This window comes from Tenacibaculum skagerrakense (genome assembly GCF_004345825.1).
Lineage (GTDB): Bacteria > Bacteroidota > Bacteroidia > Flavobacteriales > Flavobacteriaceae > Polaribacter > Polaribacter skagerrakensis.
Map to the genome: position 1 here is coordinate 100,387 of NZ_SLXM01000001.1, position 21,440 is coordinate 121,826.

Here is a 21,440-nt window from a genome sequence, read left to right on the forward strand (position 1 = left end):
ATTTCAAACAAAAAACAAGTGATTTGTTTAATTTATTAATTTAGAATTATTTGTAAATTTGACTTTTAAATTTAAACAACTTAAACGTAAATACAAAATGGCAGATTTTGGTATTCAAGAAGCATTACAAACCCTTGGGTTAAAAGAAATAAACGAAGGAACATCAACAGGAACTAAGTGGTTCTCTAACGGAGAAATCATTGAAAGTTATTCTCCTGTAGATGGAAAGTTAATTGGAAAAGTAAAAGCATCTACTAAAGATGATTACGAAAGCGTAATGAAATCGGCAACAGAGGCTTTTAAATCTTGGAGAGTTTTACCAGCTCCACAAAGAGGTGAGATTGTTCGTCAATTTGGTGAGAAATTAAGAGAAAAGAAAGAAGCTTTAGGAAAACTTGTTTCTTATGAAATGGGTAAAAGCTACCAAGAAGGTTTGGGTGAGGTTCAAGAAATGATTGATATCTGTGATTTTGCTGTTGGTTTATCTCGTCAGTTACACGGATTAACAATGCATTCTGAAAGACCAGGACACAGAATGTACGAGCAATATCATCCATTAGGAGTTGTAGGAATTATTTCTGCATTTAACTTCCCTGTAGCAGTATGGGCATGGAACACAGCTTTAGCTTGGATTTGTGGTGATGTATGTGTTTGGAAACCATCTGAAAAAACTCCTTTATGTGGAGTTGCATGTCAGAATATTATTGCTGAGGTGCTAAAAGAAAATAATTTACCTGAAGGAATTTCGTGTTTAGTAAACGGAGATTACGTTGTAGGTGAATATCTTTCTAAAGATACAAGAGTTCCTTTAGTATCTGCAACAGGTTCTACTCGTATGGGTAAAATTGTTGCTAAAGAAGTTGCGGGTCGTTTAGGTAAGAGTTTATTAGAATTAGGAGGAAACAACGCAATTATTGTTACTCCAGATGCTGATATTAAAATGACAGTTATTGGTGCTGTATTTGGTGCTGTCGGAACAGCTGGTCAACGTTGTACTTCTACTCGTAGATTAATTGTTCATGAATCTATGTATGATAAAGTAAAGAATGCTTTAGTAGATGCTTACAAGCAATTACGCATCGGTAACCCATTAGATGAAAACAATCATGTTGGTCCGTTAATTGACAAGCAAGCTGTTGAAATGTATAACAAAGCATTAGAAAGAGTTGTTGCTGAAGGTGGAAACATTATTGTTGAAGGTGGTGTATTAGAAGGAGAAGGATATGAAAGTGGATGTTATGTAAAGCCTGCTATTGCTGAAGCTGGAAACTATTATGACATTGTTCAACATGAAACATTTGCGCCTGTTTTATATTTATTGAAGTATACTGGAGAAGTTGAAAATGCAATAGCTTTACAAAATGGTGTTGCACAAGGATTATCTTCTGCAATTATGACGAATAACTTACGTGAAGCTGAGCGTTTCTTATCTCATGCAGGATCTGACTGTGGTATTGCAAACGTAAATATTGGAACTTCAGGAGCTGAAATTGGTGGTGCTTTTGGTGGTGAAAAAGAAACTGGAGGTGGAAGAGAATCTGGTTCTGACGCATGGAAAGTGTATATGCGCCGTCAAACGAACACTATTAATTATACTACTGAATTACCTTTAGCACAAGGAATAAAATTCGATTTATAATAGATATTTAATAATGAAAAAAAAGAGTCGCAACTAGCGGCTCTTTTTTTTGTTGCTTACAGCCCCCCCGAACTATAAACGAATAGCTTAATAACTTTAGCTATATCTTAAAGTTACAAGGTTTTTTTTAAAGTTAATTAACTACTATCGATGAAAGGAAGTTTTTAAGAGGTGGTTATTTAGAAAACTTAGGTAAGAACTTAAAAGATTTTATTTAAAGCAATAAAGTATTCTTTTTAAAAAAAGTGAGCCGCAATTAGCGGCTCTTTCTTTTTTGGTGTTCACAGTCCCCCCGAACTATAAACGAAAAATCTAAATGAAACTTTAATTTATATTGTAAAGATAGAACTGTTTTACGCTCTTAAATATTAATATCGATGAATGGAAGTTTTTAAAAGGTGATTACTTATTAACATAAGTTAATTAACCTATGTTAATTGTTTAAATATAGTATTTAACCCGCAAATGCTATTTGTTTATAGGTTTTTAAACTAGATTTGCAGTTGAAATTTGTAATAATGAGCATCCTGTCATTTTTTAATAATTTATTAGGTGTTAAAAAAGAAACACAAGAAGAGATCATGAAAAAGTTTTTAGTAGTTGGCTTAGGAAATATTGGAGAAAAGTATGACAATACACGTCATAACATAGGTTTTAAAATAGCAGATGCACTAGTAAAAGAGTATGACGAATCTTTCACTACAGAAAAGCATGGAGATCTCGTAAAACTCAAAATTAAAGGGAAAACAGTTTTTGTTTTAAAACCAAATACCTACATGAATTTAAGCGGTAAAGCAGTTTTGTATTGGATGAAAAAAGAAAATATACTTATTGATAATATATTAATCATCACTGATGATTTAAATATCGATTTTGGCACTATTAGAATTAAAGCTAAAGGTAGCGCAGGAGGCCATAATGGATTAAAAGACATTCAAGATAAGTTAAATACTAGCGTTTACCCTCGTTTTAGATTTGGTGTAGGATCAGATTATCGAAAAGGAGGACAGGTAGATTTTGTTTTAGGAACATGGAGTAATGAAGAAGAAAGTGCTTTAATAGAAAGAATTCCTACAAGTATAAAAGCTGTTGAATCTTTTGTAAATGCTGGATTAGCAAATACCATGAATACGTTTAATGGGAAGTAAATTTTTTATAATCTACTAATTACATATTATCACTAGCATACCATTCGGCATAACTAGTGTCGGTTTCTTGTAGCTTTATAGAGTGAAGTTTGATATTATCAGGCAATCTATTTTTGATTTTTTTAGCAAAATCAATTACCATCATTTCACTTGTAGGCTGATAATCAACTAGAATAACATCGTGTCCACGATCTTTTAGCTCTTTAGCAAGTTCAATATGAGGCGTGTTTTTGTTAAATACAGTAGCATGATCAAAAACATCAACGATTTCTTCTTTTACGATTTTTTTCAAATCACCAAAATCAATTACCATCCCGAATTTTACGTTAGAAGTATCTGAAATAGGAGATCCCACTACAGTAACCGAAAGCTTATAACTATGTCCGTGAACATTTTTACACTTTCCATCATAACCGTACAAAGCGTGTCCGGTTTCAAAATTAAATTGCTTGGTAATTCTAATTGTACTCATAATAAGAAACAAAAGTATATAAAATAGTATTATGGAAATGAATCTTAGATAAATAATTCGCTTCTAAAAAAAGAATGAGTGATTGTAGCTACAACAATCACTCATCAATACAAAAGAATCCCCATTAGGATTGGTTACATAAAACCTGACAACATAAAAAATTTATACTGCAAAATTTACTCCTCTATTTCGATATAAATTTTGCTTTTTATCTTTAGTTTTTTCCCTTTTATTCTAGCTTGAGAGAAAAAATCCTTAGCTATTTGCTGTTCGTTTAATAACTCGTCTATTCTACCGCTATCATACTCACAAGCATCTTTTTCGTTTCCTTCGGTTATAGACAACCTTTTTAATTTGTGGAAATTAATTTTTACTTTAAGTACATCATTAATAATTGTTGCTGCTTCACTAGCAGTAAACACATTATCTATAAGGTTAATTTCTTGTTCTGTTTTTACAGCTTCTAATGTTTGTACCATTTTCATAAGTATCTGTTTTAATTTCTGATGTAAATATCTTACATCTTTTTTATTAATTTTTATTTATGTTTTTAATATATAATATAAACTTATGTTATAATAAATTAATTACACATAAGTACAGTGGAATTCCTAAGGTGATATTAAAGGGAAATGTTATTGCCAATGCCATAGGAATGTATAAACTTGGATTTGCTTTAGGGTTTGCCAATTTCATGGCAGCAGGAACAGCGATGTAAGATGCACTTGCAGCAAGAATTGCAAACAATAACCTATTACCAACTCCAGAGATAAAAAAGCTCGTAACAAATGCTACTATACAACCATTTATAATTGGAATAACAATAGAAAATACAAATGCAAAGCCTCCTTTTTTTCTAAAGTCAGATAGTTTTTTACCGCTTGTAATTCCCATGTCCAATAAAAACACCGCTAGAAATCCTTTAAAGATATCTGTTGTAAATGGTTTAATTCCTTCTGCTTGAGCCTCACTTGCTAACAATCCAACGATTAAACTTCCTATAATCAATAATACGCTACCATTTGTAAGCGAATGATGAAGCACTTTTTTTACAGAAATGGTTTCCTCTTTTTTCTTCTTTTTATTAAAAATAGACATTAGTAAAAGTCCAACCATTATCGAAGGAGCTTCCATTAATGCCATAACCGCAACCATATGACCATTAAAAGGAATTTGTTCCATTTCTAAGAAAGAAATAGTGGTTACAAAAGTTACAGCACTAACCGATCCATAAGCAGCAGCTATAGCTCCGGAGTTTTCAACTGAAAACTTTATTCGTAGTATAAAGTAAGTGTATACTGGAACGGCAATAGCTAAGAAAATTCCAAATAATAACGACCATAAAATCTCCAAAGAAAAATCGCTATGAGATAATTCCTGTCCGCCTTTAAAACCTATAGATAGTAAAAGATATAATGAAATAAACTTAGAAGAGTTTTCAGGAATAGTAAGATCACTTTTTAATTGTACAGCAAGAATTCCAAGAAAGAAAAAAAGAAGTGCTGGGTTGGTTAAATTATCTATTAATAAATGTAAATCCATCAGTATATATTATTTAACATCTAAAAAATTACACAACAAAGACATTGAAATAACACTAATTGCTGTTATCATTTCAGTAAAAAAAAGAAGATTGCTTTTTACAGATAATGAAATAAAAAAAGAGATTAAAAGTAAAAAGCAGATGCAATTAACAGTTTTCAATCTCTTTTTGTCTCGCACATTTTTTAAATGAATTACTCTTGTAGATTTAATACGTTTCATTTTAAATAAATTTTGTGCAAATATGTAGCCTATATTTAATATATTTTTATAGATATTTATAATCTATAATATAAACATTTATTATGCATTATACATTGCATCAATTGGAAATTTTTCAGAAGATTGCCGAATTAAAGAGTGTTACGAAAGCTTCTGAGGAATTGTATTTAACACAACCAGCTGTTTCAATTCAATTGAAAAAATTTCAAGATCAGTTTCAAATTCCTCTTTTTGAAATTGTTGGAAGAAAATTATATATCACGGAGTTTGGTGAAGAAATTGCCTTAGCCGCAGAGAAAATTTTAAGTGAAGTTTCTGCGATTAATTACAAAGCAATGTCTTTTCAAGGTGCTTTAGCAGGAAAATTAAAAATAGCAATTGTGTCAACAGCGAAGTATGCTATGCCTTATTTTTTAACGGGATTTTTAAAGGAGCATAAAGGAGTTGATTTGGTAATGGATGTTACCAACAAATCAGAAGTTGTACGATCTTTAGAAAATAATGAAGTTGATTTTGCGATGGTTTCAACAATTCCTAAGAACTTAAAAATCAATAGAATTCAGTTGATGGAGAACAAATTGTATTTAGTTGGCGGAAAACAACATAAGGCCACTAATAAGAATTTATCTATTCAAGAATTTGAACAGCTGCCATTAATTTATAGAGAGCAAGGTTCAGCAACAAGAAATGCAATGGAACGTTTTATTGCTTCTCAGAAAATTTCTACCTATAAGAAAATGGAATTAAAATCGAACGAAGCGTTAAAGCAAGCGGTAATTGCAGGGTTAGGCTATTCAATTATGCCTTTAATTGGAATTAAAAACGAGTTAAATAATGGCGATCTTCAAGTAATTCCTGTAAAGAGTTTACCAATTATTACCAATTGGAACTTGATATGGTTAAAATCTAAAAACTTATCAAATGTGGCTAAAGAACTCATTAACTATATCAAGGAACATAAAACAGATATAATGAATGAGCACTTTAACTGGTTCGATAAATATTAGCAAATTGGTTTATCGTCTATTTCTAAATTTGTTATAGAAATACACAATTACAAGGACAAGTGCTAATACAAGAAATAAATATTGATCCATTTTAATTTAATTTTTTTTCGAAACACAAACTTTCTTCAATTCCGGCATATTGACCATAATTTTCAATAAGTATATAGCTGTTCTTTTTATATAGTTGAACAGCTTCAACTTGTCGGATTCCGGTTTCTAAAATACATCTTTCAAAAGATAATTCAATAGCCCATTTTTCCAACTCTTTTAAAACTTTGGAAGCTAATCCTTTACCTCTCGATTTTTCAGAAGTAAACATTCTTTTAACCTCCATAGTTGTAGTGTCAAATTGTTTTATAGCACCACAAGCAACAGGAATATCATCGATGTAAGCAACAATTACATATTTAATGTTATCGAGTTTATTGTATTGATCGTAAAAAGAATGATCGTCTCCATCAGTAACTGCTAAAAAAGCATCTAGCTCTTTTACTAACGAAATAAAGTCATTGTTTTTAGAATCTGTTCTAAGAAATGTTATCACTTTTTAAATTTTGCTAAGGCGTTTTTAGTGAATTCAGATAATACTAATTTACCAGAAGTCTCTGCTCTTTCCAGTAACAAAGTATCCCAATGCTCAGTTCCTATCCATAAAGCTCTTTTCATTTCTTCTAAAGCTTCAGGATTGTAAGAAGCTAAATTTTCTGCTAATAATTCAACTTCAGTATCTAGTTCAGAAATAGATTCAAATACACGTGCATATAATCCTTTGTCTTTTGCCCAATAGGCATTTTTCCAACTCGTTGCGTCTAACGTTAATTCTGCTAAACCGCTTACACCAACTTTACGTTCTACAGCTGGAGCAATTACAAAAGGACCAATTCCAATTGTTAACTCAGAAAGTTTAATAGAAGCGGCTTCTGTTGCTAATACATAATCACATGCACCAGCTAAACCAACACCGCCACCAACAACTTTACCTTGTACACGACCAATAACTAATTTCGAACATTTTCGCATTGCGTTAATTACGTTGGCAAATCCTGAAAAGAAAGCTTTTCCATCTTCTAAATTATCAATCGCTACTAATTCATCAAAAGAAGCTCCAGCGCAAAAAGCACGTTCTCCTTCCGATTTTAATATGATAACTGAAACGTTGTTATCATTAGAAAGCCTATCAAATTCTTTAGCTAATCTATCTAATAATTCACTTGGAAAAGAATTACTGGCAGGATGTCCGAATTCGATCGTTGCTATTTTATTTTGAATTTTGGTATACAAACTTCCGTTAGGTCTTGTTGTTGTAGTCATTATTTAGGTTAATTTTTTGTCATACTGTCCCGAAATTTCGGGAGTTTCAGTATCTCAAACAAGTTTTATTAATTGAGTCGTCCTGAAATAAATTCAGGGTGACGGAATTCCCTTCAAAAATAGTAGTAATTTTAATCTTTAAGAAATTATGAATCATCAAAACATAAAAATTAAGACAATTCAAGGAGTTCCAATGAAGAAAAACATGGAGGAATTATTGACGTTGTATACAACTGTTTTTGAAGATGCAATAGTTACTTTTTTTAATGATCGAATAACTTCCAAAGAAGATGTAGTCTCAATAATAGCTTATATAAACCAAGTTCCTGTTGGATTTAAAATTGGCTACAGATATAACGAAAATACTTTTTACAGTTGGGTTGGTGGCGTTTTACCAAAATATAGAAAACAGGGAATTGCCAAACAACTAGCTGATAGACAAGAAATAGTTGTAAAAGAAAAAGGATATACTAAACTTAGAACGAAATCTATGAACCGTTTTAAGCCTATGTTGATTTTAAATCTTAAAAATGGATTTGATATTGTACAGGTATACACCAATGAAAAAGGACAGCAAAAGATTGTGTTTGAGAAGGAGGTTTAATGTGTGTTCTTTTTTGGCGGAGTTTTGAAAAAAGTCAAATACCTTACTACGCCGACATCTAGAAAATTATGAGATAACTCTAGTCGAATAGTATCCCTGTTTTTTTCAGCGAAAACATTACCTCTCACTTGTTTAATTATTGAGTAATTAAATTTTTCTAATTCCTTTTTTAGTGAATTTATTTTTATGTTTTGATACAAAATAGAATCATATTCGAACTTTGTTAAATGAATGTTTTTATCTAAAATAAGAGTATCCGCATAATAACTAAATCCTTTCGCCACTACTTTTCTCCAATCATCCGCATAAATTTGATAATATGTTCTTAACCTACCTGAATTTTCTTGTAAATTCCAATAACCACAACCAGTATTAATGGTATCACATTTATCTCTAATTAGTGTACTAACATTAATATCAAACTGATCATCAAACGGATTATAAGTTGGTGCTTCTTTACAGCCTATAAAATGTAGAAGAGATAAGCTAAGCAGAATTTTAGTATAATTTTTCATAGTTTTTTGTTTCCAAATTACTCATTTTTAGCTAATACTAAAAACTTCTTTCTAAATACTAAAATTAACGGTAATCCCCTTGCAATTATCCAAGCAAAAAAAGCAATCCAAATAGCATATAATTTATAATCTAGCGAATCAAAAAGTAATAAAGTAGGAACGAATATAACACCTGTAGAAACTAATAGTAAGTTACGCAAGTATTTCATTTCTCCCATTCCTTTAAACATTCCATCATATATAAAAGCTAATGAACAGAAAGGTTGCATTAGTAATATTATCCAAAAAGATTCGTAAAAAGTAATTAACACGTTTTCTTCTTGAGTGAAAATTCTTCCAATAGGTTCGTATAAAATTCCAGCTATTAGGGCCATTAATACACCTAATAAAAACCCATATAAAAGCAGTCTATTCCCTAACTGAACTAGAGTGCTGTAAGCTTTAGCGCCTAGTAATTTTCCTGATAAAATATTACCCGCAGAGGCATAACCATCAATTACAAAAGCACCCATTAACCATAAGTTAAGACCAATAGTATACGCTGCAATATATTCGTTTCCATAAGCAGTTGCATACGATGTTCCAAAATACAGCGCTGTATTTAATGCAATGGTTCGTACAAATAAATTTAAAACCATGTTGATAAACCTTGGAACTTCGTGGTTAAAAGGCAAACTAAATTTTAAAGATATATTGGTTTTTTTATACAGTAAAATTAGAGCCAAAATAGCCATCACAACTTGAGCAATTACACTTGCATACGCAGCTCCTTGAATATGCATAGCCGGAATGTAACCTTCGATTCCATATACAAAAATCACATCTAAAACGATGTTTATAACAGTTCCTACAATAGCGATAATCATAGGGTAAAACGTGTTTTGTAAACCTCGAAAAGTTCCATAAACAGCTATAGTAAACAACGTAAAAGGAAATCCAAAAACTCGGATTTTATAATACTCAACAGAGTAGTCTAATACTTGTCCAGATGCATTGTAGAATTGAAAAATTTCTTTTGCAAACGGATAACTCATAACAAGAATTACCATACTTGTAGCTACAATAATTACGGTAGCTTGAGCAGGTAAATTTTTGATATCTTCTAACTTTTGAGCACCCACATATTGAGAAACAATGGAAGAAATTCCGCTACGAGTTTGACCGAAAACCCAAATCAACATCGATAAAAAAGCACCCACAATACCAATAGCAGCAATACTTTCAGTAGCATTTTCTTGAATGTTTCCAACGATGGCTAAATCGGTTGTAGAAAGTAGCGGTTCTGCAACACCTGTAATTAAGGCTGGAATGGCTAATTTGTTAATATGTTTAAAACTGATGTCATGCTGCATAATAGTCAGCAAAAATAACTATTATTGAAGTTGGAAAATGAAAATGCAATAAATTGTTCTTATGCTAGAATTAATAGCCGGTATTTTAGAATTGCTTAGTTCAGCTGCTTTAAATATTCAAGAATTCTTTTTTAGAAGAAAAAGAGAAAAAAGAAGAAAATTTGAAGAAGAAAATAAACTTCCTAAAAAGAGAATGATATCTCCTTTTCAGAGGCTTGATATATTATTGGGAGTTTGTTTGATTATATATATCATTGGAAGAGTATATATAGTTCCGTCAATAGTTTCTGAAAATAAAACGAATAAAAGAGCAACTGAAATTAAAGAACTATTAGAGAAAGAAAAAGAGGTATTTGGAAGTTACCCATTACAATTACACATCATTAAACGTGGAAATCCACTTAGAGAAAACTTGTTAATTGATGGTTGGGGAACCAACTTTAAGTACAAAATAATAGAGAATTCTTATAGCTTGACTTCAGCAGGAAAAGATGGAGAATTTGATACGGAAGATGATATAATATTTTAAAACTAAATTTACTTTTTAGTCAACATTCGTTTAATTTCATTCAGCTTCATTAAAGCTTCTATTGGGGTTAAGGTATCAATATTAGTAGTTAATATTTCTTCTCTGATATCTTCTAATAAAGGATCATCTAGTTGAAAGAAACTCATTTGCATTTCTTGATGTTGCACATCTTTTAAAGTTTCTTCAACTTCTTTATGAGAATGACTTTCTTCTAACTGTTTCAAAATTTTATTCGCTCTATGAATAACTTGATTTGGCATTCCTGCCAATTTTGCTACATGAATTCCGAAACTGTGATTACTTCCACCAGAAACTAATTTACGCAAGAAAATAATGCTGTCTTTTAACTCTTTTACAGAAACATTGAAGTTTTTAATACGCTTAAAAGTAGTTGTCATTTCATTCAGCTCATGATAATGTGTAGCAAATAACGTCTTGGCTTTAGAAGGATGTTCGTGTAAATATTCAGCAATTGACCAAGCAATTGAAATTCCGTCATAGGTTGAGGTACCACGACCAATTTCATCTAACAACACTAAACTACGATCTGAAATATTGTTCAAAATAGAAGCCGTTTCATTCATTTCTACCATGAATGTAGATTCACCCATCGAAATATTATCGCTGGCTCCTACTCGGGTAAATATTTTATCTACAATTCCTATTCGTGCTTGTTGTGCTGGTACATAACTTCCCATTTGAGCTAATAGTACAATCAATGCCGTCTGGCGAAGAATTGCTGATTTACCCGACATATTGGGCCCGGTAATCATTATAATTTGTTGCTGATTTCGATTTAAAACAACATCATTAGCAATGTATTCTTCACCAATTTGAAGTTGTTTTTCAATTACAGGATGACGACCATTTTTGATTTCAATATCAGTAGTTTCATCAACAGTTGGCCGCACATAATTGTTATCAATAGCTAACTTAGAAAATGATAGAAGACAATCAATTTTGGCAATAATCTGCGCGTTTTCCTGTATAGGTTGCACAAAATTAATGATATACTCAATTAACTGTCCGAATAAGGCAACTTCTAACGCTTGAATTTTTTCTTCTGCTCCTAAAATTTTGGTTTCGTATTCTTTAAGTTCTTCCGTAATATAGCGTTCGGCATTTACTAATGTTTGCTTACGAATCCATTCTGATGGAACTTTATCTTTATGAGTATTTCTGACTTCTATGTAGTAACCAAAAACATTGTTAAAAGCAATTTTTAAACTCGGAATTCCAGTTCGTTCGGTTTCACGAGCTAACATATTGTCAAGGTAATCTTTTCCAGAATTAGCAATGTTTCTAAGTTCATCTAGTTCTTCAGAAACTCCATTAGCAATAGCATTTCCTTTGTTGATGTTTACAGGAGCATCTTCAAAAACAGTTATGTTTATTTTTTCAATTAAATCGTTACAATTATGTAATTGATTTCCTAGTGACTTAACAGCAGTATTCTCGGTTTTTTCAGCGGCTTCTTTAATAGGAAGAATTGCTTTCAGTGAGTTTTTCAACAACACAACTTCTCTAGGAGAAACCTTTCCTGTAGCTACTTTTGAAACCAAACGTTCAATATCAGAGATTTGTTTTAATTGATACGAAACCGTTTCAAAAAAAGTATCACTATCAATTAAAAACTTAACTAATTCATGACGCTCTTTAATCTCCTCTAAATTCTTAAGAGGTAACGCCAGCCAACGTTTTAATAAACGACCTCCCATCGGGGAAATTGTTTTGTCAATTACATCCAAAAGAGAAACCGAATTCACAGAATTCCCACCGTATAATTCTAAGTTACGAACCGTAAAACGATCCATCCAAATGTAGTTGTCTTCTGCAATTCTATTAACACGTTGAATGTGTTCAATTTTGTTGTGTTGTGTTTCCGATAAATAATAGAGCACTGCACCTGCAGCAACAATTCCATGAGTTATATCTTCAACACCAAAACCTTTTAAATTCTTAACCTTAAAATGGCTGGTTAAATTTTCGTAACCATAATCTTTTTGAAACACCCAATCTTCCAAATAAAACGTATGAAAACGATTGGTAAATTGTTCTAAGAATCGTTGTTTGTATTGTTTTTGAACCAACACTTCACTTGGCGAAAAGTTTTGTAATAATTTATCTATGTACGATTCATTTCCTTGGGCAACTAAAAACTCACCTGTTGAAACATCTAAAAATGATACTCCCAATTGTTTTTTATCGAAATGAACAGCAGCCAAAAAATTATTGGTTTTCGATTGTAATACTTCATCGTTTAAAGAAACGCCTGGAGTTACTAATTCTGTAACGCCACGTTTTACAATCGTTTTAGTCATTTTAGGATCTTCCAATTGATCGCAAATAGCTACACGATACCCTGCTTTTACTAATTTTGGTAAATAGGTGTTTAATGAATGATGTGGAAAACCAGCTAAGGCAGTTTCACTCTCACTTCCATTACCTCTTTTGGTTAATACAATCCCTAAAACTTCTGATGCTTTAATAGCATCTTCTCCAAAGGTTTCATAAAAATCACCCACGCGAAACAACAACATCGCATCCGGATATTTGGTTTTAATTCCGTTGTATTGTTGCATTAATGGAGTTACCTTTTTTGCCTTTGTTTTTGCCAAGTTTATAGATTTTTAAGTTAGTTTTGCGAAGATAGAAAAAAGTCATTAGGGAACAGTTTTCAATTGTTAGTTATCAATTAATAAATGTCAATTATTTATAACAAGTTATAGCCTAATTAAGAAAACTATTCTCATATATAATAAAACTGTCATTACGAGGAAGAATGACGAAGTAATCTCACTTTTTTCGATTTGATTCTGAATTTAGTTCAGAATAAACAGATTGCTTCATTCCGTTTTACTCTATTCGCAATGACGTAAATGGTTATTTAATCAATGCGCAAATTAAAAAATAACGAGTTAGGAAGAATCTCGGTAGATGAGTTTAAAGAAGCAGAAAAAACCCCTATAATTGTAGTACTAGACAATATTAGAAGCTTAAATAATATAGGATCGGTGTTCAGAACTTCGGATGCTTTTTTAATAGAAAAAATCTACTTGTGCGGTATTACGGCAACACCTCCAAATAAAGAAATTCATAAAACAGCCTTAGGAGCCACAGAGTCTGTGAAATGGGAATATGTGGAAGACACACTTGAATTAATTAAAAAGTTGAAAAATCAAGGGGTAAAAGTATTTTCTATTGAACAAGCCGATAATAGTACCATGTTAGACGAACTTTCTGTTTCTAGAGAAGAAAAATATGCCGTTGTTTTTGGGAATGAAGTGAAAGGAGTTCAGCAAGAGGTAGTAACTGCTTCAGATAATTGTATTGAAATCCCGCAATTAGGAACAAAGCACTCTTTAAATATTTCAGTAAGTTGTGGAGTGGTTTTGTGGGATTTGTTTGTGAAGTTGAGGGGATAGAAAGTTTCGTCATTACGAGGAAGAATGACGAAGTAATCTCTCTTTTTCGATTTCATTATGAATTTATTCCTGAATAAACAGATTGCTTCATTCCGTTTTACTCCATTCGCAATGACGATTTGTTACGTCATTACGAGGAAGAATGACGAAGTAATCTGTTTGTTGAATAACTTTATTTTAGTTCTAAATATAAAGATTGCTTCACTTCACTATGTTCCATTTACAATGACGTTCCATTACGTCATTCCCGCGAAGGCGGGAATCTCATCAAGTAGCGAAAAAATAGATTCTCATTTTCATGGGAATGAAAATATTGAATAATTCTGTCTTTCCGTACTTGATACGGAATCTCATCAAGCGATGCAGAAAAGACAGATTACTTTTCTTCGCTAAAACGAAAAAACACACTTTATCATTTTTTTTAACATGAAAAATTTGCTTTAAAAGTATTGTAAAAGTATTGTAAAAGTATTTTGCTGCTTTATAAACTATTTAAACGTAAAAATTATGTTAGAGAATTTAAAGCAATTTGCAATTACAAAAGAACAACAAACTACTGTTTTTGGTGGAGAATTATGCTGTGGTAAAACTGGTGGAGGAAGCGGTGGAGGTCAAGGAGGAAATGGAATAACTGGTGGAGGAAGCGGTGGAGGTCAAGGAGGAGACTTAACAGACAACTGCGATCCAAACGTTGAAGTTTGCTAAACTGCAAAGAATTTTAAAATTGAAACCGTTATTAACTGAGTTAGTAACGGTTTTTTTATGTCGTCATTACTAGGCTTGTGCCAAATTTAGTTTTGTAACAAGACGAAGTAATCTGTTCGTCAATTGTGAGATTGCTTCACTTCACTATGTTTCGCTCGCAATGACGATTTGATACGTCATTACGAGGAAGAATGACGAAGTAATCTGTTTGTTAAATATTATTTTTAATTTATACTAGAATCTTGGTATCCTTCCAAAAACCTATTAAAAATAAGCTATTACCTACTAAATTTAAGTTAAAAAGCTAAAATTTGTTTAAAAAAAGCTTTAGATTTATCAATTATTGTGTTTTTAAATTAAAATGTTTAATTTAAGACATTGAATACATAAACATTAACAACAAAAAATTTTTACGATTATGAAAAAAATTACTTTTATCCAAAAAACAGAAATGATTAAATTTCCTGGAGGAGATTCTACTGATGATAACGGTGGCGGAATGACCGGTGGTGGTGGTGGAACAGATGGAGGAAATGGTAAAATTTAATCAAAACGAAAAGATTAGATAATATAAAACTCCTATGAAGGAGTTTTTTTGTTTTTTTGTAGTACTTGGTTAAAAATATGATATGCGAGCATTTACCTTCTTTTTTTTATACTCTTGCATTTTTTATGGTCAAGATATGGATTCAATTTCACGATTGAAGAAAAACACTTTGGATAGAGGGTTAAGTGCATATTTTAATAAAAATGATGAGATTGTAAAAGAATCTATCAATCAATTATATAAATTTTATACAGAAGATAATGATTCTGCAATACTTGCCAAGATTTATCAGTATAAAGCTATGTATCATGATTTAAAATATCAAATTGATAGTTCTTTCTATTTTTATAATCAATCAATGAACATATCCAAATTAACTAATGATTCATTAGAAGTTGGAAGAAGATTATTAAGTATTACCATATTACAACGTGAAGCTAAGGATTTTTTGGGAAGTGAGATAAGTTCAATTGAGGCTTTACAATATCTAGAGCCAATAAAATCTTATAGATATCTGCAGAATGTTTATAGCAATTTAGGATTGGTCTCTGGAGAAATAAAACAAAAAGAGGATGCATTAAAATATTTTGATTTATCTTTAAAAGCAAACCGATTAAATAAAAACTCGAAAAGAAAAGAACGAGGTTATTTACATACAATTAATAATATTGGTTTAATTCATCAACAAGGGAGTGAGCACGAAAAGGCAATTGAATATTTTAATAAAGGTTTAAAATATGACAGTATTAAACAAAAGTATCCTGACCTTTATGCTTTATTGTTAGAGAATTTAACATACAGTGGAATTGCATTGGGAAGAAAAAACTTTGCGGAAGATCACTACAATGAAGTAATTCAAATTAGAGAAAAAGAAAAAGAATTCAGTGATTTGTCTATTACCCATGTATTATTATCAGAATTCTATATAGAGGAAAAAAGCCCATCTAAGGCAAGATTTCACGCAAATGAAGCTTTGAAATACGCAAAGCAAACCCATAACAACAAACGTTGGTTGGAAGCATTAAAACTACTTTCTGATTTATCAACAGGAAATCAATCCAAAGCATATTTAAATGAATATATTACTCTTAACGACAGTCTTTTGCAACAAGAGCGACAATTAAAAAACCAGTTTGCTAAAATTCGTTATGAAACTGATAAAAAGGAGAAAGAAAACGAGGCCTTAAAAATTGAAAACGAAAAAACATTAGCCGAAGCAGAAGCGCAAAAGCAACGTGCTACCATCGGGTTACTGTTATCGGGTATTAGTATAATGTTTTTACTGTCTAGTATTTCGTTTTTTAGGTTCAGAAGAAAAAAATTATTGTTTTTAACACAACTACAAAAAATTGAAGCTAGAGAAGAAGAACGTAGACAAATCGCAAAATCATTGCACGATGAGGTTGCTGGCGATTTACGTTTATTGCATAGAAAATTAGAAAAGTCATTATTACTAGAAGAGGCACAGAAATTAGAGATGGTAAAAGACAATGTTCGTAATTTATCACATCAGTTATCTAGTGTTAGCTTTGAGGAGGTTCCGTTCAGAGATCAAGTAATAAATTTAGTGAGCGATTATTTTTCTCCAGAGTTTATTATTAAAGTTAACGGATTAAAAGAAATCGATTGGTCTCAGGCTAATAACTCAATCAAACGAATGTTGTATTTGAGCTTACGAGAATGTATTCAAAATTGTCAGAAGTATGCAGAAGCTTCTAAAATGACAATAAGTTTCTCAATACATAAAAAATCTGTACTTTTGGATGTAGTAGATAATGGTAAAGGTTTCGATACCGCTACGCAAAAAAAGGGAATTGGACTACTAAACTTACAAGAACGTGTTCAAGAATTAAATGGAACATTAACCATTGAAAGTGAGGTAGGAAAAGGAACTCATATAATCATCCAAACACCTCTAAATGCCTGAGAAAATTAAAATACTTATTGCAGATGATCATCAACTAATTATTGAAGGTATTTTATCTTACATTAAAGATATTGATCATCTTGAAATAGAAACCACTAATTCTTGTGATGACGCTTATGCTAAAATAAAAGTGGCATTAACAGAAACTCCTTTTCAAATTTTATTCACAGATTTAAGTTTTGACAATGCTACCGAAAATTCAAGAATAGATAGTGGAGAGAACTTAATTAAAACAATTAAGCAAGAAGAAATACCAATAAAAGTTGGTGTAATTACAGGACACTCAGAAACGAATAGAGTGTTTAGTGTCATTCAAAATTTGAACCCTAATGCATATTTACTTAAAGGAAAGTGTAATACGGCTGAGTTAACGTTTGCCATTGAAAAAATGTTAACAGGAGAAATTTATTATACGCATGAAATTCATCAAAAGCTGTTGAAGAGAGCGTTAATAGATATTCAAATGGATGATGTGGCTATTCAAATTTTAAAAGAGTTACCTAAGCATCCAAAAATTAGTAATTTAGAAGGAATTATTACCAAAGAAGACGGAAGTTTGCTTAAGATTAGATCTATTGAAAATAAATTAGCAAAATTAAGAACAGATCTTCAAGCAAACAATAATACAGATTTAGTGCTAAAAGCAAAAGAGTTAGGTATTTTAGATTAACCTTTTGCGGAAAACCACATTGTATTGTACAGATATCCCTTTTTCAGTGCTTCCGATGAGTTATACATTTGTATCACTTACAGAAACAAATTCTTTTGGGAAGAATTACTGGAAAAGAGTAAAAGAAAGAAAGGAAAAGACCTCTTGAGCTAACTGCTTAAGAGGTTCTTTTTTTTAATCCTTTTTAGTGTTACATAAAACCACATGCTTTTTTGCGGATATCCCTTTTAGGTATTTAATACATTGATTTAGTTTTGTCCCTGATCAACCAAGTAATTCAATTTGGGGATGAGAATTACTTTAATAGATTAGTAACTATAAACCTCTCAAGCGTTAGTTTGAGAGGTTCTTTTTTTTATTGAACTTTTCTATTGATAATATCCAAAAAGATTAATTTTTTAATAAAAGAATGTATTTCATAAATCCACATAAGAAACTGCGGAAAACCCTTTTCTATAGAATTTTAATTCAAATAGATTTGCCTCGATCAATCGGGTAATTCGTTAGGGGGAAGGAATTACTTTTAGAGATTAGTAACCGTGAACCTCTCAGGCTTTTGTTTGAGAGGTTCTTTTTTTTGTTAAAACATATCTGTTGCATAAATCCACATTTGTAATTGCGGAAATCCCCTTTAGTAAAATGTGACTCTACCCTATATTTGTATCAGTGATCATCCGCGGAAACAAAAGGGTGAAAACATTTTAGGGGATTATATGGCCTTCTAGGAATTTCTTTCTAGAAGGTTTTTTTTATGGATGAATTTAAGTTGTAATTGATTAGTTTTTCAGTTACATTTGAGAAACTAACCATTAAACTACTTAATAATGAAAGGAAAAGAAGGAATTATCAACTTCATGGTAATTGTTGCCTTATTAGGGTACATTATATGTTCATTACTACTTTTTAAAGAAGCCTTTGAGTTAAAAGGTCAAGAAAACCCGAAAACCAATCCAGCCTTAATGTATTTAGCAAGTGCTTTAACAGGACTTGTTGGAGGTATTGTTGCCGCAGCATTTGGTGTAAAAACCGATTCAGATGGAAACGATGCGAATGCATTAAACACTAGTGGAAGTGCAGCTACTTCATCAAGAAAACTAAAAATTCAACGAGTTGGAGAGTTTGCTATGGGAGCCAATGAAGAAAAGCTCAAAGAAAAATTAGGAAACCTATATGCTTGGTCCTACATTTTAGTAGGTGTAGCTTCTATTGTTATTTGGGCCGTTTTAAGTACTGATGCCACTCAGAGTATTACAACAAACGCAACAACTTTTATTGGTATGATGTTGGCTATTGTTAGTGCTTTTTTTAAGGATTAATATTGTTGTTTTATATTGTTTACAGAGAAATTAGATGTGTTTATCTAAAATAGTTTTAGATTTTGTGTTTCTGATGTTCTTTTGAATCATATAATTTTTAAATATAAAAAGTATGAAAAAAAGACACATTATTTTACTTGTAAGCTTGGTAGTATTTAACTCTTGTATAGTTAAATCGCTAAATCCTTTTTACACCGAAGAAACCATAAAATTTTCAAAAGACTTTTTGGGTGAATGGAAAGATAATAACAAAGATATCTGGAAAATCACTTCCTTAAAAGATGAGTATGCAAAGCTGATAAATAGTGGTGAAAAAATAACTCTTGAAGACGAAAAATTCTTTAAGAAGTATAAGAATTCTTATTCTGTAGAATATAGTGATAAAGATAAAAAGTCGTTATTCATAGCTACACCTTTTAAATTAAAAGACCAGCTTTTTCTAGATTTTATTCCGTTTAATGATCAAGGAAGTGAAATGAATGGTTTATTACAGATTCATAATATCTATCCACATTCATTAGTAAAATTAGATATTTTAAATAATAATGAAATAAGCATTAAATGGTTCGATGAAAAGCGATTAAAAGAAATATTTAAAGAGAAAAGAATTAAAATTAAACATGAAAAAATTGGCGTAATGAAAGAAGATATTTTGCTAACGGCTTCTTCTGAAGAATTACAACAGTTTTTAAAGAAGTACATGGCATCAGAATCAGCAAAAAAATGGGAAACTGAAACTAAGTTTACCTTAAAGAAAAGCTAATAATGAATCTGTACACAAGGCATATCATTAAAAACAACCATAATATACTTGCATTCAATGCTATATTGTGGTTGTTTTATTTTACGGTTTTATTAGTTGTTTTTTCTGATTTTCCAATCGAGAAAATAGATATTATATACACTGTAAGTTATCTGCTTACTTTAGTGCCTGCTGTTAGCATAGCTATTTATTATTTATTACCTACTTTTTTAAAAAAAGGAAAATATGTTGTTTTCTCAATATTCTTACTTGGAAACATTCTGTTTTTTTCATCTGTAAATATCTTGACTCATAATCATGTTCTAGATTTTTTATTTCCAGAGTATTATTTTATTTCCTATTTCAATGCGTTCAAAACAGTTTTGTTATTTTTTGGAGTGATATCTTTTGCTGTTTTGGTGAAGTTATTTGAAGACTGGCTATACTTAAACCAAAGAGAAAAAGTAATGTTACAATTAGAATTAACGGCTTTAAAAAATCAGATAAATCCTCATTTTTTATTCAACGCATTAAATGTAGTTTATTCATTATCAATCAATAAAAAAGAAGAAACGACAAATGCAATTTTAAATCTTTCCGATATTTTGCGATATGTTATTTACGAAGCAACCGACAAAAAAATAACAATTCAAAAAGAAATAGCACTTATAAAAAGTTATATCGATTTTGAGAAAAAAAGAACTATTGCAAACTCCAAAGTCGATTTCACCTATTCGGTTGATAAAGAAATAGAAATATACCCAATGTTATTACTTCCTATTTTAGAAAATGCTTTTAAACACGGATTAAAGAGTGGTGTTGAGAACCCTTATATCAACGTAAATTTAATTGTAAATGAGAATCAACTGTTGTTTGAAGTTGAAAATAATTTTATTCCGTTAGAAAAGGAAGACAATCATTTTTCGGGTGTGGGAATACAAAATGTACAAAAGCATTTGGAAATTTTATATCCAAAAAAACACGATTTTAAGATTCGTTCGGAAGAAGCAATTTATAAAACAACTCTTAGTATTATTGTATAATTATGAAGATTAATTGCCTAATTATTGATGATGAACCAGCTTCACAAGATGTACTGAAAAAATTTGTTTCAGACATCTCATGGATGGAAATAAAAGGTATTTGTAATAATGCTATTGAAGCCATTGAAATAGTTGAAAAGGAAAGAATAGATGTTCTTTTTTTAGATATTAACATGCCAAAATTATCTGGATTATCTTTTTACAAATCTCTTAATAATCCGCCACTGGTAATATTTACAACTGCTTATTCAGAATATGCTGTAGATGGATTTAACTTAAATGCGGTGGATTATTTACTAAAACCGTTTTCTTTTGATCGGTTTTATCAATCGGTTGAAAAAGTTAGAAACATCGTAAATAAGAATAGCAATCAGCTCATTTTAAAATCAGATAAAAAGTTGTTTTTGATTCAATTAGATGATATTTTATATGTAGAATCCTTAGGAGATTATATAAAAGTTCACACTAGTAATCAAAATTTAGTTGTTTATAAAACAATGAATGCGATTTCGAATTCACTCCCGGAGAATAAGTTTTTTCGAGTACATAAATCATTTATCATCAATTTGGAGAAAATAAGTTATGTAGAAGGAAATCAAATAGCTATTGATAATAACAAAATACCGATAGGCCAGAAATACAAATCAATATTTTTAGATACTATTAAAAACAGTTTCTAAAAAAAATGCACCTCTTTCGAGATGCATCTATACTAATAAAAGTT

Annotated in this window: 22 protein-coding genes; 14 read left to right on the forward strand and 8 right to left on the reverse strand. The window is 30.8% G+C overall.

Annotation, left to right across the window (positions count from 1 at the left end; all coding sequences use genetic code 11):
- The first annotated feature begins 97 nt into the window (after positions 1–97).
- Together amaB and pth are read left to right on the forward strand one after the other, a co-directional pair.
- The gene (amaB, locus tag EV195_RS00395) at positions 98–1,639 is read left to right on the forward strand and encodes an L-piperidine-6-carboxylate dehydrogenase (protein WP_132791308.1); all 1,542 of its coding nucleotides are present in this window, start codon (positions 98–100) and stop codon (positions 1,637–1,639) included.
- 518 nt (positions 1,640–2,157) lie between these two features.
- Complete coding sequence (gene pth / locus EV195_RS00400) at positions 2,158–2,787, forward strand: aminoacyl-tRNA hydrolase (protein ID WP_243693039.1); 630 nt, start codon at positions 2,158–2,160, stop codon at positions 2,785–2,787.
- A 19-nt stretch (positions 2,788–2,806) separates the two neighbouring features.
- Here the strand turns inward: pth and EV195_RS00405 are convergent, their stop codons facing one another.
- From EV195_RS00405 to EV195_RS00415, 3 genes are all read right to left on the reverse strand, one after another.
- A complete protein-coding gene (locus EV195_RS00405) occupies positions 2,807–3,259 on the reverse strand; it encodes a 6-pyruvoyl trahydropterin synthase family protein (RefSeq protein ID WP_132791311.1) in 453 nt (150 codons plus the stop codon).
- A gap of 176 nt (positions 3,260–3,435) precedes the next feature.
- Complete coding sequence (locus tag EV195_RS00410; RefSeq protein ID WP_132791314.1) at positions 3,436–3,744, reverse strand: hypothetical protein; 309 nt, start codon at positions 3,742–3,744, stop codon at positions 3,436–3,438.
- 88 nt (positions 3,745–3,832) lie between these two features.
- Positions 3,833–4,801, reverse strand: coding sequence for a sodium-dependent bicarbonate transport family permease (locus EV195_RS00415; protein ID WP_132791317.1), 969 nt, complete (start codon positions 4,799–4,801; stop codon positions 3,833–3,835).
- Positions 4,802–5,106: 305 nt separating this feature from the next.
- On the opposite strand from EV195_RS00415, the gene EV195_RS00420 reads away from it, so the two are divergent.
- On the forward strand, positions 5,107–6,030 hold the full coding sequence (locus EV195_RS00420) for a LysR family transcriptional regulator (protein WP_132791320.1): 924 nt from the start codon (positions 5,107–5,109) through the stop codon (positions 6,028–6,030).
- A gap of 91 nt (positions 6,031–6,121) precedes the next feature.
- Here the strand turns inward: EV195_RS00420 and EV195_RS00425 are convergent, their stop codons facing one another.
- The gene (locus tag EV195_RS00425; RefSeq protein WP_132791323.1) at positions 6,122–6,574 is read right to left on the reverse strand and encodes a GNAT family N-acetyltransferase; all 453 of its coding nucleotides are present in this window, start codon (positions 6,572–6,574) and stop codon (positions 6,122–6,124) included.
- Positions 6,571–7,341 (reverse strand): enoyl-CoA hydratase/isomerase family protein, encoded by a 771-nt coding sequence (locus EV195_RS00430; RefSeq protein ID WP_132791326.1) that lies wholly within the window; start codon positions 7,339–7,341, stop codon positions 6,571–6,573. The genes EV195_RS00425 and EV195_RS00430 overlap by 4 nt, the downstream gene beginning before the upstream one ends.
- 148 nt (positions 7,342–7,489) lie before the next feature.
- On the opposite strand from EV195_RS00430, the gene EV195_RS00435 reads away from it, so the two are divergent.
- Positions 7,490–7,945: a GNAT family N-acetyltransferase gene (locus EV195_RS00435; RefSeq protein ID WP_132791329.1), complete on the forward strand. Its 456-nt coding sequence runs from the start codon at positions 7,490–7,492 to the stop codon at positions 7,943–7,945.
- Here EV195_RS00435 and EV195_RS00440 read toward each other — a convergent pair.
- Together EV195_RS00440 and EV195_RS00445 are read right to left on the reverse strand one after the other, a co-directional pair.
- Positions 7,942–8,460 carry a hypothetical protein gene (locus EV195_RS00440; protein ID WP_132791332.1) on the reverse strand — a complete coding sequence of 173 codons (519 nt, stop codon included), beginning with the start codon at positions 8,458–8,460 and terminating at the stop codon, positions 7,942–7,944. The two genes, EV195_RS00435 and EV195_RS00440, sit on opposite strands and share 4 nt — an antisense overlap.
- Before the next feature lie 17 nt (positions 8,461–8,477).
- Entirely contained in the window at positions 8,478–9,812 is a 1,335-nt protein-coding gene (locus EV195_RS00445) for an MATE family efflux transporter (RefSeq protein WP_132791335.1), read from the reverse strand.
- 61 nt (positions 9,813–9,873) lie between these two features.
- Here EV195_RS00445 and EV195_RS00450 point away from each other — a divergent pair, with 61 nt between their 5' ends.
- On the forward strand, positions 9,874–10,341 hold the full coding sequence (locus tag EV195_RS00450; RefSeq protein WP_132791338.1) for a hypothetical protein: 468 nt from the start codon (positions 9,874–9,876) through the stop codon (positions 10,339–10,341).
- An 8-nt stretch (positions 10,342–10,349) separates the two neighbouring features.
- Here the strand turns inward: EV195_RS00450 and mutS are convergent, their stop codons facing one another.
- Positions 10,350–12,959, reverse strand: a complete 2,610-nt coding sequence (gene mutS, locus EV195_RS00455) for a DNA mismatch repair protein MutS (protein WP_132791341.1) — start codon at positions 12,957–12,959, stop codon at positions 10,350–10,352.
- 276 nt (positions 12,960–13,235) lie between these two features.
- On the opposite strand from mutS, the gene EV195_RS00460 reads away from it, so the two are divergent.
- From EV195_RS00460 to EV195_RS00495, 9 genes are all read left to right on the forward strand, one after another.
- Entirely contained in the window at positions 13,236–13,766 is a 531-nt protein-coding gene (locus EV195_RS00460) for an RNA methyltransferase (protein ID WP_132791344.1), read from the forward strand.
- 507 nt (positions 13,767–14,273) lie between these two features.
- The gene (locus tag EV195_RS00465; RefSeq protein WP_132791347.1) at positions 14,274–14,471 is read left to right on the forward strand and encodes a hypothetical protein; all 198 of its coding nucleotides are present in this window, start codon (positions 14,274–14,276) and stop codon (positions 14,469–14,471) included.
- Between the two features lie 418 nt (positions 14,472–14,889).
- Positions 14,890–15,018, forward strand: coding sequence for a hypothetical protein (locus EV195_RS16870; protein ID WP_262708513.1), 129 nt, complete (start codon positions 14,890–14,892; stop codon positions 15,016–15,018).
- A 136-nt stretch (positions 15,019–15,154) separates the two neighbouring features.
- Positions 15,155–16,945: a tetratricopeptide repeat-containing sensor histidine kinase gene (locus EV195_RS00470; protein WP_165915661.1), complete on the forward strand. Its 1,791-nt coding sequence runs from the start codon at positions 15,155–15,157 to the stop codon at positions 16,943–16,945.
- A complete protein-coding gene (locus EV195_RS00475; protein ID WP_132791353.1) occupies positions 16,938–17,615 on the forward strand; it encodes a response regulator in 678 nt (225 codons plus the stop codon). Before EV195_RS00470 ends, EV195_RS00475 begins: the two co-directional genes overlap by 8 nt.
- A gap of 824 nt (positions 17,616–18,439) precedes the next feature.
- Positions 18,440–18,931, forward strand: a complete 492-nt coding sequence (locus EV195_RS00480) for a hypothetical protein (RefSeq protein WP_132791356.1) — start codon at positions 18,440–18,442, stop codon at positions 18,929–18,931.
- 112 nt (positions 18,932–19,043) lie between these two features.
- Complete coding sequence (locus EV195_RS00485) at positions 19,044–19,694, forward strand: hypothetical protein (protein ID WP_132791359.1); 651 nt, start codon at positions 19,044–19,046, stop codon at positions 19,692–19,694.
- A gap of 2 nt (positions 19,695–19,696) precedes the next feature.
- On the forward strand, positions 19,697–20,716 hold the full coding sequence (locus EV195_RS00490) for a sensor histidine kinase (RefSeq protein WP_132791362.1): 1,020 nt from the start codon (positions 19,697–19,699) through the stop codon (positions 20,714–20,716).
- A 2-nt stretch (positions 20,717–20,718) separates the two neighbouring features.
- Positions 20,719–21,396, forward strand: coding sequence for a LytR/AlgR family response regulator transcription factor (locus EV195_RS00495; protein ID WP_207899758.1), 678 nt, complete (start codon positions 20,719–20,721; stop codon positions 21,394–21,396).
- Positions 21,397–21,440: the final 44 nt, after the last annotated feature.